The following is a 13,438-nucleotide window of genomic DNA, read 5'->3' as shown; positions in this document are numbered from 1 at the left end:
CTGTCATGAGGCGGGTTGTGGTCACCGGGATGGGTATCGTCTCGTCGATCGGAAACAACACCCAGGAAGTGCTTGCGAGCCTTCACGAGGCGAAGTCGGGTATTTCGCGGGCGGAGAAACATGCCGAGCTCGGCTTCCGTTCGCAGGTGCAAGGTGCGCCGACGCTCGATCCGTCGACCGTAGTCGATCGGCGCGCGATGCGCTTCCTCGGTCAGGGCGCGGCGTGGAATCACGTCGCGATGGAGCAGGCGATCCAGGACTCCGGTCTCTCGCCCGAGGAAGTCTCCAACATCCGCACCGGCATCATCATGGGCTCCGGCGGTCCGTCCGCCCGCACCATCGTCGAAGCCGCCGACATCACCCGCACCAAGGGACCGAAACGCGTCGGTCCGTTTGCGGTGCCGAAAGCGATGTCATCCACGGCATCTGCGACTCTCGCGACCTGGTTCAAGATCAAGGGCGTGAACTATTCGATCTCCTCGGCCTGCGCGACGTCCAACCATTGCGTCGGCAATGCCTATGAGACGATCCAGATCGGCAAGCAGGACGTCATCTTCGCCGGCGGTTGCGAGGAGCTCGACTGGTCGCTGTCGGTGCTGTTCGACGCCATGGGCGCGATGTCGTCGAAGTACAACGACACGCCCGCCACCGCTTCGCGTCCCTATGACATCAGCCGCGACGGCTTCGTCATTGCCGGCGGCGCCGGTGTGCTGGTGCTTGAAGAGCTCGAGCACGCCAAGGCGCGCGGCGCGCGCATCTATGGCGAGATCGTCGGTTACGGCGCGACCTCGGACGGCTACGACATGGTCGCACCGTCAGGTGAGGGCGCCGAGCGCTGCATGCGCATGGCGATGTCGACGGTGAAGACCAAGGTCGACTACATCAACCCGCACGCGACATCGACGCCGGCCGGCGATCCGCCTGAGATCGACGCGCTCCGCCGCGTGTTCGGCGCCGGCGACAAGTGTCCGCCGATCTCGGCGACCAAGGCGCTGACCGGCCACTCGCTCGGTGCGACCGGCGTGCAGGAGGCGATCTATTCGCTGCTGATGATGAACAACGGCTTCATCTGCGAGAGCGCACACATCCAGGAGCTCGATCCGGTGTTCGCCGACATGCCGATCGTGCGCAAGCGCATCGACAATGTCAAAATCGGCACCGTGCTGTCGAACTCGTTCGGCTTCGGCGGCACCAACGCCACGCTGGTGTTCAGCCGGATGGACGTGTGACGGTTTTGCGGATGTATTGGTAGTTTCGTCATGGCCGGGCTTGTCCCGGCCATCCACGTATTTGCTACTGGTCGCGGAAGAACGTGGATGCCCGGGACAAGCCCGGGCATGACGAAGAGCGGAGAGTAATCGTAGCATGGAAGGTTTGATGAAAGGCAAGCGCGGTCTGATCATGGGCATCGCCAATGATCATTCGATCGCCTGGGGCATGGCCAAGACGCTGCACGCCCATGGCGCCGAGCTCGCCTTTACCTTCCAGGGCGAGGCCCTCGGCAAGCGGGTCAAGCCGCTCGCGGAATCGCTCGGCGTTGATTTGGTGCTGCCGTGCGACGTCGAGGACATCGCCAGCGTCGATGCGACCTTCGATGTCTTGCGCGAAAAATGGGGCAAGCTCGACTTCGTCATCCACGCGATCGGCTTTGCCGACAAGAACGAGCTGAAGGGCCGTTATGCCGACACCAGCCGCGAGAACTTTTCGCGCACCATGGTGATCTCCTGCTTCTCGTTCACTGAGGTCGCCAAGCGCGCCGCCGAGCTGATGACGGAGGGCGGCAGCATGATTACGCTGACCTTCGGGGCCTCCGAACGAGCGATGCCCAACTACAACGTGATGGGCGTCGCCAAGGCGGCGCTGGAAGCCTCGGTGCGCTATCTCGCATCCGATTTCGGTCCGCGCGGCATCCGCGTCAACGCGATCTCCGCCGGCCCGATCCGCACGCTCGCCGGCTCCGGCATCGGCGAGGCGCGCGCGATGTTCGCCTTCATGCAGAAGCATTCGCCGCTCCGCCGCGGCGTCACGCTGGACGAACTCGGCGGCTCGGCGCTGTATCTCTTGTCGGATCTCTCCGGCGGCGTGACCGGCGAAATCCACTACGTCGATTCCGGCTACAACATCGTCCTGATGCCAAGGCCCGACGATTTGAAGGCGTCGGAGTAGAACTCCATAGGGTGGGCAAAGGAGCGCAGGCGACGTGCCCACCATCTCGCTGTTTATTCTGCGGGCTGCCGTCTCCACCGGTAGCATTTCATCGTGAAGCCCGTGACCGGGGAGATCTCTTCGTTCTCGAACACAAAGCCCTCACGTTCGTACCAGCGCCAAGCCTTCTCGTTCTCGCGGACGCAGCGCAGTTCGATCTCGTCCGGCATCTGGACCCGTGTGAAGGCAAGCAGCTCCCGTCCGAGCGATTGTCCCTGATAGGCGGGGGCGACGAACAGCTGGTCGAGATAAAGCTTGGGCAGATGCAGTGCCAGCATGGCGGCGATGGTGCCGTTGTCGTCGGCGACGTAAAGGGTCCAGCCGTCCTCGATCTCGCGCCTGACTCGTGCGCGCAGATTCGCCAGCAGGAAATTGCTCGCTTCGGCGAGCCCGGTCGAAACCCAGCTCTCCATCCAGACGCGGGCGATCTCGTCATACTCGTCGGCGCGGGCGGGGCGGATGATGGGGTGCGACATCACAAATCAGGGCCGCTGGCCGCGCGGGGCCTGCCTTGCGCGCACCTTGCCGGCCGACAGGCACACCACCTCGGAGATCTGGAGCAACTGCCGCGCCAGCGGGCTGGTCTTGCGCCAGACCATGCCGATGGTGCGCGACGGCTCGGGGTCGCGGAAGCGCGACAGCGACACCGAGGCCGATCGCGTCTCCACCGACACCGCCATCTCCGGAATTAGCGTGACGCCGATACCGGCGCTGACCATCTGCACCAGTGTCGAAAGCGAATTCGCATCCAGCATCTCGCGCGGCGGCGCCGACTGCATGTTGCAGAACGACAGCGCCTGGTCGCGGAAACAATGGCCCTCTTCGAGCAGCAGCAGCCGCATCTCGCGCATCATCTCGCGCGACGGCACTGGGGTGCCCGCATCCGTGCCGGGCCGCACCAGCAGGAATTTCTCCTCGAACAGGGCGACCTCGGTGAGCGAGGGTTCGGAGACCGGCAGCGCGACGATGGCGGTGTCGAGCCGGCCCTCGACGAGCTCCTGGATCAGTCGCGGCGTCATCGTCTCGCGCACGCGGATGTCGAGCTCCGGATGCATGCGCGTGAGATTCTTGGTGATCTTGGGCAAGAGATAGGGCGCGATCGTCGGGATCATGCCAATGCGCAAGCGCCCGGCGAAGCGGTCCTGCGAGGCGCGGGCGAAATCGCCGAGCTCGTCGACGGAGCGCAGGATGTCACGGACGCGCTGCGCCAGCTCCTCGCCGAACCGGGTCAGCGCGACCTGGCGCGCGCTGCGCTCCAGCAATAACCCGCCAAGCGCCTCCTCCAGTTCCTTGATCTGCATCGACAGCGCCGGCTGCGAGATGGAACAGGCCTCCGCGGCGCGGCCGAAATGACCATGGCGCGCCAGCGCGTCAAAATAGCGCAGCTGGCGCAGCGTCAGATTGATCATCAGAAAATCCTATCGCAGCGATCATTAAAGTCAACTTCCCCTGATGGAAGGCGGCGCTTAGAGTGTTTTGACCTGGTCAATGGCGCGAGTTCGACGCCACCAGAGGAGGTATTCATGGACGACACTTCAAAGTGCCCGTTTTCGGGTGGAAAACGCGTGCCGGCGAACCGCGACTGGTGGCCCACCAATCTCAGCATCGAGATGCTGCACAAGAACTCCGACCTGTCGGACCCGATGGGCAAGGACTTCGATTATGCCAAGGAGTTCAAGTCGCTCGATCTCAACGCGGTCATCAAGGACCTCACCGCCCTGATGACGGATTCGCAGGAATGGTGGCCCGCCGATTTCGGTCACTACGGCGGTCTCATGATCCGCATGGCCTGGCACAGCGCGGGCACCTATCGCATCACCGACGGACGCGGCGGCGCCGGTGCCGGCCAGCAGCGTTTCGCCCCGCTCAACAGCTGGCCTGACAACGCCAACCTCGACAAGGCGCGCCGGCTGCTCTGGCCGATCAAGCAGAAATACGGCCGCAAGATTTCCTGGGCCGATCTGATGGTGCTCGCCGGCAACGTCGCGCTGGAGTCGATGGGCTTCAAGACGTTCGGCTTCGCCGGCGGCCGCGCCGACGTCTGGGAGCCGGAAGAGCTCTATTGGGGTCCGGAAGGCACCTGGCTCGGTGATGAGCGCTACAGCGGTGAGCGCCAGCTTGCCGAGCCGCTCGGCGCCGTGCAGATGGGCCTCATCTACGTCAACCCGGAAGGCCCGAACGGCAAGCCGGATCCGATCGCCGCGGCGAAGGATATTCGCGAGACCTTCTTCCGCATGGCGATGAATGACGAAGAGACCGTCGCGCTGATCGCCGGCGGCCACACCTTCGGCAAGACCCATGGCGCCGGCGATCCGTCGCTGGTCGGCCCCGAGCCTGAAGCGGGCGCACTGGAAGACCAGGGCCTCGGCTGGAAGAGCAAGCACGCGTCTGGCATGGCGGGCGATTCCATCACCAGCGGTCTCGAAGTGACCTGGACGACGACGCCGACGAAGTGGAGCAACAACTTCTTCGAGAACCTGTTCAAGTACGAATGGGAGCTGACGAAGAGCCCGGGTGGTGCGAACCAGTGGACGGCGAAGGGCGCCGACGCGATCATTCCTGATCCGTTCGACAAGTCGAAGAAGCATCGGCCGACGATGCTGACCACCGATCTCTCGCTGCGCTTCGATCCGGTTTACGAGAAGATCTCGCGTCGCTTCCTGGAGAACCCCGATCAGTTCGCGGACGCGTTTGCCCGCGCCTGGTTCAAGCTCACCCATCGCGACATGGGCCCGATCCAGCGTTATCTCGGCCCGCTGGTGCCGAAGGAGACGCTGATCTGGCAGGATCCGATTCCGGCCGTGAATCACGAGCTGGTCGGCGACCAGGACATCGCTGCGCTGAAGAGCAAGATCCTGGCCTCGGGCCTTTCGGTGTCCGAACTCGTCTCGACCGCCTGGGCGTCGGCCTCGACCTTCCGCGGTTCGGACAAGCGCGGTGGCGCCAACGGTGCGCGCATTCGCTTGGCTCCGCAGAAGGACTGGGAGGTGAACCAGCCGGCTCAGCTCACCAAGGTGCTCGGCAAGCTCGAAGCGATCCAGAAGGAGTTCAACGCGTCGGGCGGGGCCAAGAAGGTCTCGATTGCCGACCTCATCGTGCTCGGCGGCACTGCCGCGGTCGAGAAGGCCGCCAAGGATGCCGGCGTCGACGTCAAGGTTGGCTTCACACCCGGCCGGATGGATGCCTCGCAAGAGCAGACCGATGCGGCCTCCTTCGCACCGCTGGAGCCGCGGGCCGATGGTTTCCGCAACTATGTGGGCAAGAAGCACCAGTTCCTTCGTGAGGAAGAAGCGCTCGTCGATCGCGCGCAGCTTCTGAGGCTCACGGGCCCCGAGCTGACCGTGCTGGTCGGCGGCCTGCGTGTGCTCGGTGCCAACGCGAACGGGTCGAAGCACGGCGTCTTCACTTCAAAGGTGGGCACGCTCTCCAACGACTACTTTGTCAACCTGCTCGACATGAGCACGGCGTGGGCGCCGGTTGCTGACGGCTCTTACGAGGGCCGCGACCGCAAGACCAATGCGGTGAAGTGGACCGGCACGCGCGCCGATCTGATCTTCGGCTCGCACTCCCAGCTCCGCGCCTTCGCCGAGGTCTATGCGACCTCGGATTCCAAGGAGAAGTTCGTGAAGGACTTCGCCAAGGCATGGACCAAGGTGATGAACCTCGATCGGTACGATCTCGCAGCGTCCTGACGCGATGTTGTTCCACCTCTCCCGCGTGCGTGCGGGAGAGGTCGGATCGCCTCGGGGATGCGAAGCATCGTCCGGTGCGATCCGGGTGAGGGTTCTCCCCTCTTGGGGGTTCTTCGTCGCAGAAGCACCCTCTCCCGCAAGCAGAAGAGGGAGCGCATATCGCCCGGAGCGAACACAAACAAAAAGGGCGGCCTTTCGGCCGCCCTTCGTGTTTTGGGACTGGCTTAGCGATTACTCGCCGGCGGCTTCGCGCGGTGCCTTCTCGCCCTCGCCGCCCTTGTCCTTGCCTTCGAGATCTTCGCCGGTGGTCTGGTCGACGACCTTCATCGACAGGCGGGTCTTGCCGCGGTCGTCGAAGCCGAGCAGCTTGACCTTGACCTTGTCGCCTTCCTTGACGACGTCGGAGGTCTTCTGCACGCGGTTGGACGCGAGCTGGCTGATGTGGACGAGACCGTCCTTGGAGCCGAAGAAGTTCACGAAGGCGCCGAACTCCATCACCTTGACGACGGTGCCGTCATAGATCTGGCCGACTTCCGGATCGGACGCGATCGACTTGATCCACTTGATCGCAGCCTTCATCGCCTCGCCGTCGGAGGAGGCGACCTTCACGGTGCCGTCGTCCTCGATGTTGACCTTGGCGCCGGTCTTCTCGACGATCTCGCGGATCACCTTGCCGCCGGTGCCGATCACTTCGCGGATCTTGTCCGTGGCGATCTTGAAGGTCTCGATGCGCGGCGCGTATTCGCCGAGCTCGGCGCGGGCGTTCGTGAGTGCCTTGGCCATCTCGCCGAGGATGTGGATACGACCGTCCTTGGCCTGGGCGAGCGCCACCTTCATGATCTCTTCGGTGATGCCCTCGATCTTGATGTCCATCTGGAGCGAGGTGATGCCCTGCTCGGTACCGGCGACCTTGAAGTCCATGTCGCCGAGATGGTCCTCGTCGCCGAGGATGTCCGAGAGGACCGCGTAGCGCTTGTCCTCGAGGATCAGGCCCATCGCGATGCCCGCGGTCGGCCGCTTCATCGGCACGCCGGCGTCCATCAACGCGAGCGAGGCGCCGCAGACCGAAGCCATCGACGAGGAGCCGTTGGATTCGGTGATCTCCGAGACCACGCGCACGGTGTAGGGGAACTCGTGATGCGGCGGCAGCACCGGGTGGATCGCGCGCCAGGCGAGCTTGCCGTGGCCGATCTCGCGGCGCTTCGTGCCGCCGAGACGGCCGGTCTCGCCGACCGAGTAGGGCGGGAAGTTGTAGTGCAGCAGGAACGTCTCTTTGTACGTTCCCGACAGCGCGTCGATGTACTGCTCGTCCTCGCCGGTGCCGAGCGTGGTCACGACCATCGCTTGGGTCTCGCCGCGGGTGAACAGCGCCGAGCCGTGGGCGCGGGGCAGCACGCCGACTTCGGCGATGATGTTGCGCACGGTCTTGACGTCACGGCCGTCGATGCGCTTGCCGGTGTCGAGGATGTTCCAGCGAACGATCTTCGCCTCGAGCTCCTTGAACACCGCGCTGACGCGCAGCTTGTCGTATTTCGGCTCCTGCCCTTCGGGGAAGTAGTGGGCGATCACCTTTTCCTTGACCTTGCCGACCGCGGCGTAGCGATCCTGCTTGACCGGAATGGCGTAGGCGGCGCGCAGCTCCTGCTCGACGAGGCCGAGCATTTCCTTCTCGAGCGCGGCATTGTCGATCACGGTGACTTCGCGCGGCTCCTTGGCAGCCTTCTCGGCGAGCTCGATGATCGCCTTGATGACCGGCTGGAAATGGCGGTGACCGAACATCACGGCGCCGAGCATGATCTCTTCGTTGAGCTCCTTGGCTTCCGATTCCACCATCAGCACGGCATCCGCGGTGCCGGCGACGACGAGGTCGAGCTGGGTGTCGACCATCTCGTCGAGCGTCGGGTTGAGGATGAACTCGTCATTGGCGAAACCGACGCGGGCGGCGCCAATTGGGCCCTTGAACGGCGCGCCTGACAGGGTCAGCGCGGCCGAGGAGGCCACCAGCGCCACGATATCGGGATCGTTCTCCATGTCGTGCGACAGCACGGTAGCGATCACCTGGGTCTCGTTGCGCCAGCCATCGACGAACAGCGGACGGATCGGACGATCGATCAGGCGGGAGACCAGCGTCTCCTTCTCGGTCGGCCGGCCCTCGCGCTTGAAATAGCCGCCGGGAATGCGGCCGGCTGCGTAGGTCTTTTCCTGGTAGTCGACGGTCAGCGGCAGGAAATCGACGCCTTCACGCGGCGCCTTCGCCGCAACGACGGTGGCGAGCACCACGGTCTCGCCATAAGTGGCGATGACGGCGCCGTCGGCCTGGCGTGCGATCTTGCCGGTTTCGAGCTTGAGAGGGCGTCCGCCCCAGTCGATCTCGACTGAATGCTTATTGAACATAGAGGTCTTCTTTCATGGGTTCTCGAAAGAAGGGACGGCTCGAAAAACAAAAACCATGTCAAGATTGCAGGACGCTGATCGGAGCGGGTGATCAGCGTCCTGCGATCCTGCCATGGTTCTTGGATGTCGGATGGCGTCCATCCTTTCGGGTCATACGGGCACCTTGCCCGTTGCGCCCAGCCGCCGGATTGCTGCTGGACTGTCAGTCGGCACGAACGCGAACACCGAACCTTTGGTCTTCGCCGATCATGCCCCGGATGCGAAGCGTCGCCTAAGCATGATCCGGAAAAGTGCGAAGCGGTTTTCCGACAAGATCATGCTCAAACAAAAATCCAAAGTGCGACTCTTGTCGCGCTTTGGGCCCGCACCGGACGTACGCGTGAGCCTCGATCAAAAACCTTGGAATAAGCGCTTTCGCTCGAAATCACGCGCAAAAACGCGCGCCGGTGGCGCGCGCAAGAACTCTCAACGACGAATGTTGTGCTTCTCGAGCAGCGCCTTGTAACGCGCCTCGTCCCGCTTCTTCAGGTAGTCGAGGAGCGAACGGCGGGTCGAGACCAGCTTCAGGAGGCCACGACGCGAATGATTGTCCTTCACGTGGGTCTTGAAGTGGTTGGTCAGGTTGTTGATGCGTTCCGACAGGATCGCGACCTGCACCTCGGGCGAACCGGTATCTCCGGCTTTGGTGGCATTCGTCTTGATGACTTCCGCTTTGCGTTCTGCGGCAATCGACATCGTCAATTTCTCTCGTTGCGACCGGTTGAGGCAGTCAAGCCGGTCAGGTTGAACACACGCTTGGGGATGATTTCGCCATTGCCAACTTCAGCAAGCGCCAAAAGACGGCCTGCCACCGTGACATAGACTGTGCCGCTACAAGTGGGCGCATCCCGTCCGCGCAACAAAACGGCCTGGCCCCGATGGAGCCTTGCCGCATCAGCCCGAGTGACGGCCAGTGCCGGGATGTCGTCCAGCGCGGTCTCAACGGGCATCAGCGCGTCGGCGAGGCTTCCCTCGCCGGACGCGGCTCTATCGCACAAAGCCTCCAGCTGATCCAGCGGAATCATGTCATTTTCGCTGAATGGGCCGACCAGGGTCCGCCTGAGCGCGCAGATATGGCCGTAAGTGCCGAGAATCCGGCCCATATCGCGGGCCAGCGCCCTGACATAAGTGCCCTTGCCGCACTCGGCCTCGAATACGGCCCGGTCGTTATCCGGTTGATCTACAAGGGTTAAATGATGGATCTCGACCGGGCGGGGCGCCAGTTCCACAACCTCGCCGTCCCGGGCCAGGTCATAGGCGCGTTCTCCCTGGACCTTGATCGCCGAATAGCGCGGCGGAACCTGCTCGATCACGCCGGTGAAGCGGGGCAGCAGGGCTTCGATGGCCTCCCGGGTCGGACGCTGGTCCGAGGTGGCGGTAACCCGGCCCTCGATGTCGTCGGTGTCGCGCTCCTCACCCCAGCACACGGTGAAGCGGTAGCGCTTGCGACCGTCCATGACGAAGGGAACGGTCTTGGTGGCTTCGCCGAGTGCGATCGGCAGGCCGCCGGAGGCGAGCGGGTCGAGCGTGCCGGCGTGGCCCGCGCGCTTGGCGTTGAACAGGCGTTTGAGCACCGCAACGGCCTGCGTCGACGTCATCCCGATCGGCTTGTCGAGCACGACCCAGCCGTGCACGTCGCGCCGATCGCGGCGCACCTGATTGCCCTTCTGCTTGCTCGCGCGCGGATCGTTGTTGACACGACGCGCATCCTGATGCGGCTGAGCGCTGCCGCCGGCATCTGCAAAATTATTTTTTTGCACCTCGCGCATATCGGCCTCGTCGTTGCCGAACGTGCCGTGAGCCGGGTCCATCATCATTGTTCTTCTTCCCGATCCGAATCCGGATCCTGTTCCAGATTCTTGTCCAAGTCCTTCTGCACCGCAGGTGTTCGCAAAAGCTTCTCGATCCGTTCCGCTTCGTCGAATCGTTCGTCGACGCGGAAGCGAATGTCAGGTGCAAATTTCAGGTTAACGCGCCGCGCGACTTCGCCGCGCAGGAACTTCTTGTTGCGATCGAGCGCAGTAATGACGAGCTCGGTATCGCGGCCACCGAGCGGCATCACGTAGATTGTCGCAAGCTTCAGGTCGGGCGACATCCGCACCTCCGGCACGGTGATGATGTGGCCTTCGAGGTCCGCATCATGCACGCTGCCTTGCGCCAGAATCTCGGCTATCGCGTGGCGAACCTGCTCGCCGACGCGCAACTGGCGCTGCGAGCCGCCGGACGCGGAACTCTTTTTCTGATGATGGCGCGGCATGGTTGGAAATCACCTCGTCGTGCCCGCGTTTGGACACGAGCATTGTCATTTGTCCCGTTGAAACGAATGAGCGTTGATGGCCGGAAAAATCCGGCCATCGCACTCGCGCAATTTCAGCTCAAAAAGATCCGGGCGCTTCGGTAAGATTTGGACTTACAGGGAGCGCTGGATCGTCTCCACACGGTAACACTCGATCACGTCACCGGCACGCATGTCGTGATAGTTCTCGAAAGCCATGCCGCATTCCTGACCGGACTGGACTTCCTTCACTTCGTCCTTGAACCGCTTCAGCGTCGACAGCTTGCCTTCGTGCACCACGACGTTGTCGCGGATCAGACGCACGTTGGCGCCGCGTTCCACGGTGCCGTCGGTGACGCGGCAACCGGCGACCTTGCCGACCTTGGAGATGTTGAAGATCTCCAGGATCGAGGCATTGCCCAGCATGGTTTCGCGCAAGGTCGGCGCGAGCAGGCCGCTCATCGCCTTCTTCACGTCGTCCACGAGGTCGTAGATGATGTTGTAGTAGCGAATCTCGATGCCGTTGCGCTTGGCGGCCGCAGCCGCCTCCTTGTTGGCACGAACCGAGAAGCCGATGATCGCGGCATTGAAGCCTTCCGCGAGCGTCACGTCGGACTCCGAGATGCCGCCGACGCCGGCATGCAGGATGCGAGCGGCGACTTCGTCGGTGCCGAGCTTCTCCAGCGAGCCGAGGATGGCTTCCAGCGAGCCCTGCACGTCGGCCTTGATGATCAGCGGGAATTCCTTGCGGCCCGCCGTCTTCAACTGCGACATCATCTGCTCGAGCGAGCCGCGCATGCCGGAGATCGAGGCCGCCGCGTTCTCGCGCTTCTGGTGCGCACGGTAGCTGGTGACCTGGCGCGCGCGGGCTTCGTTCTCGACCACGGCGAGACGATCGCCGGCTTCGGGCGGACCGTTGAAGCCGAGCACCTCGACCGGGACCGAGGGGCCGGCTTCCTGAACCGTCTCGCCCTGATCCGAGATCAGCGCCCGGACGCGGCCCATCTCGGCGCCGGCAACGATGATGTCGCCGACACGCAGCGTGCCGCGCTGGACCAGCACGGTCGCCACCGGACCCCGGCCGCGATCGAGCTTGGCTTCGATCACGGTGCCTTCGGCCGGACGTTCCGAATTGGTCTTCAGGTCCAGGATGTCTGCCTGGAGCGCAATCATCTCGAGCAGCTTGTCGAGATTGGTCTTGTTCTTGGCGGACACTTCGACGTCGACGACGTCGCCGCCGAAGGATTCCACCTGCACTTCGTGCTGGAGCAGCTCGGTGCGAACGCGCTCGGGCTTGGCATCGGGCTTGTCGATCTTGTTGATGGCAACGATGATCGGCACCCGCGCCGCCTTGGCGTGGTTGATGGCCTCGACCGTCTGCGGCATGACGCCGTCATCGGCCGCGACCACCAGCACGACGATGTCGGTGACCTTGGCGCCGCGGGCGCGCATCGCGGTGAACGCGGCGTGGCCGGGCGTGTCGATGAAGGTGATCTTCTTGCCGCTTTCGGGCGACACCACCTGATAGGCGCCGATATGCTGGGTGATGCCGCCGGCTTCGCCTGAGACCACGTTGGCATGGCGCAGCGCATCGAGCAGCGAGGTCTTGCCGTGGTCGACATGGCCCATCACGGTAACGACGGGAGAGCGCGTCTCGGTGTCGGTGGAATCGTCGACCTGGTCGAACAGGCCTTCCTCAACGTCCGATGCTGCGACGCGCTTGACGGTGTGGCCGAGCTCTTCAGCGATCAGCTGCGCGGTGTCGGCATCGATCACGTCCGTGATCTTGTGCATCGCGCCCTGCTTCATCAGCATGCGGATGACGTCGACCGCGCGCTCGGACATGCGGTTGGCGAGTTCCTGGATGGTGATCGCTTCCGGAATCGTCACCTCGCGAATGAGCTTCTCCTTCGGCTCGTTCGAGGCGTGGCCCTTCAGCCGCTGGGTGCGGCGGCGGAACGAGGCGATCGAACGCTCGCGCACGTCGTCGGCATTGAGAGCGGTCACGACCGTGAGGCGGCCGCGCTCCTTCTGCGGGCCGGGCTTGTGCGTGGTCTTGGGAGCTGCCGCAGGACGTGCGGCCCCGCCCGGACCGCGGCGGATCTGGCGCGGACCATCGTCGTCGTCCGGTCCGGCCGCGACGGCGGGCGTGCGACCCGCAGGGCCGCCGGGCCGCGACGTCGTAATGGTCGCCGGGCGAGCGGTCGTCGTCGCTCCGGGTCGCGTCGTGGTCGGCGCGGAGCGCGGAGCACTGGCCGCCGGGGCAGCGGCGGCGGGACGCGCGGCCGATGCCGGCTGCTCGCCTTCGCCAAAACGCTTCTTGGCTTCGGTCTCGGCCTTGCGCCTGGCTTCTTCCTCGTGACGATGACGCTCTTCCTCGGCCTTGCGGCGGGATTCGGCGGCTTCGCGCTCGGCGCGCTCGGCGGCCTCGCGGACCGCGCGGCGCTGGGCCTCTTCCTCGGCCTGGCGGCGCTCTTCGACTTCGCGAACCTTGGCGTCAGCGAGCGCGCTGGCACGGGCGGAGCGTTCGTCCTCGGTCAACGTGCGCAGCACCACGCCGGAGCCGGCGTTGCGCGGCGGCGCCGGGCGCGCGGGAGCGGGTGTCGGTGCGGCCGGCGCCGGCTTCGCGGCAACCGCGGGAGCCTGCTGCTCGGGGCTGCCGTCGATGCGACGCTTGCCGCGCTTCTCGACCACGACCTGCTTGCTGCGGCCATGGCTGAAGCTCTGGCGCACAGTGCCCGTTTCGACGCGCGGCTTGAGCGATAGCGTCTTGCTCGGAACGCTCAGCTTCTTGTCGTCAGGGGTCTTGGTATCAACCATTCAGCAGTCCTAA

The 13,438-nt window shown here is 64.3% G+C and carries 11 protein-coding genes; 4 read left to right on the top strand and 7 right to left on the bottom strand.

Annotated features, from left to right (window positions below; all coding sequences use genetic code 11):
• Positions 1-5 precede the first annotated feature (5 nt).
• Both fabB and fabI read left to right on the top strand, forming a co-directional pair.
• Complete coding sequence (fabB, locus tag BM374_RS04605) at positions 6-1,229, top strand: beta-ketoacyl-ACP synthase I (protein WP_092289358.1); 1,224 nt, start codon at positions 6-8, stop codon at positions 1,227-1,229.
• Positions 1,230-1,365: 136 nt separating this feature from the next.
• Complete coding sequence (gene fabI, locus BM374_RS04600; protein WP_092289356.1) at positions 1,366-2,166, top strand: enoyl-ACP reductase FabI; 801 nt, start codon at positions 1,366-1,368, stop codon at positions 2,164-2,166.
• Positions 2,167-2,219: 53 nt separating this feature from the next.
• On the opposite strand, the gene BM374_RS04595 is transcribed toward fabI, so the two are convergent.
• Together BM374_RS04595 and BM374_RS04590 are read right to left on the bottom strand one after the other, a co-directional pair.
• Positions 2,220-2,681 carry a GNAT family N-acetyltransferase gene (locus tag BM374_RS04595; RefSeq protein ID WP_092289354.1) on the bottom strand — a complete coding sequence of 154 codons (462 nt, stop codon included), beginning with the start codon at positions 2,679-2,681 and terminating at the stop codon, positions 2,220-2,222.
• 6 nt (positions 2,682-2,687) lie between these two features.
• Positions 2,688-3,614 carry a hydrogen peroxide-inducible genes activator gene (locus tag BM374_RS04590; RefSeq protein WP_092289352.1) on the bottom strand — a complete coding sequence of 309 codons (927 nt, stop codon included), beginning with the start codon at positions 3,612-3,614 and terminating at the stop codon, positions 2,688-2,690.
• 114 nt (positions 3,615-3,728) lie between these two features.
• On the opposite strand from BM374_RS04590, the gene katG reads away from it, so the two are divergent.
• The gene (katG, locus tag BM374_RS04585) at positions 3,729-5,897 is read left to right on the top strand and encodes a catalase/peroxidase HPI (protein ID WP_177248086.1); all 2,169 of its coding nucleotides are present in this window, start codon (positions 3,729-3,731) and stop codon (positions 5,895-5,897) included.
• A gap of 231 nt (positions 5,898-6,128) precedes the next feature.
• Here katG and pnp read toward each other — a convergent pair whose 3' ends face one another.
• On the bottom strand, positions 6,129-8,291 hold the full coding sequence (gene pnp / locus BM374_RS04580; protein ID WP_092289348.1) for a polyribonucleotide nucleotidyltransferase: 2,163 nt from the start codon (positions 8,289-8,291) through the stop codon (positions 6,129-6,131).
• 130 nt (positions 8,292-8,421) lie between these two features.
• On the opposite strand from pnp, the gene BM374_RS37755 reads away from it, so the two are divergent.
• Positions 8,422-8,796: a hypothetical protein gene (locus tag BM374_RS37755; protein ID WP_143270144.1), complete on the top strand. Its 375-nt coding sequence runs from the start codon at positions 8,422-8,424 to the stop codon at positions 8,794-8,796.
• On the opposite strand, the gene rpsO is transcribed toward BM374_RS37755, so the two are convergent.
• From rpsO to infB, 4 genes are all read right to left on the bottom strand, one after another.
• Positions 8,757-9,026: a 30S ribosomal protein S15 gene (rpsO, locus tag BM374_RS04575; protein ID WP_018644188.1), complete on the bottom strand. Its 270-nt coding sequence runs from the start codon at positions 9,024-9,026 to the stop codon at positions 8,757-8,759. The two genes, BM374_RS37755 and rpsO, sit on opposite strands and share 40 nt — an antisense overlap.
• 2 nt (positions 9,027-9,028) lie before the next feature.
• Positions 9,029-10,147 (bottom strand): tRNA pseudouridine(55) synthase TruB, encoded by a 1,119-nt coding sequence (gene truB, locus BM374_RS04570; RefSeq protein WP_177248085.1) that lies wholly within the window; start codon positions 10,145-10,147, stop codon positions 9,029-9,031.
• On the bottom strand, positions 10,144-10,587 hold the full coding sequence (rbfA, locus tag BM374_RS04565; RefSeq protein ID WP_092289346.1) for a 30S ribosome-binding factor RbfA: 444 nt from the start codon (positions 10,585-10,587) through the stop codon (positions 10,144-10,146). The genes truB and rbfA overlap by 4 nt, the downstream gene beginning before the upstream one ends.
• Before the next feature lie 153 nt (positions 10,588-10,740).
• A complete protein-coding gene (infB, locus tag BM374_RS04560) occupies positions 10,741-13,425 on the bottom strand; it encodes a translation initiation factor IF-2 (protein WP_092289344.1) in 2,685 nt (894 codons plus the stop codon).
• Positions 13,426-13,438 lie beyond the last annotated feature (13 nt).

The organism is Bradyrhizobium sp. Ghvi (assembly GCF_900115265.1).
In the GTDB taxonomy this organism is placed as follows: domain Bacteria; phylum Pseudomonadota; class Alphaproteobacteria; order Rhizobiales; family Xanthobacteraceae; genus Bradyrhizobium.
Note: the sequence above shows the minus strand (reverse complement) of the source record. Positions and strands in the feature narration are given on the sequence as shown.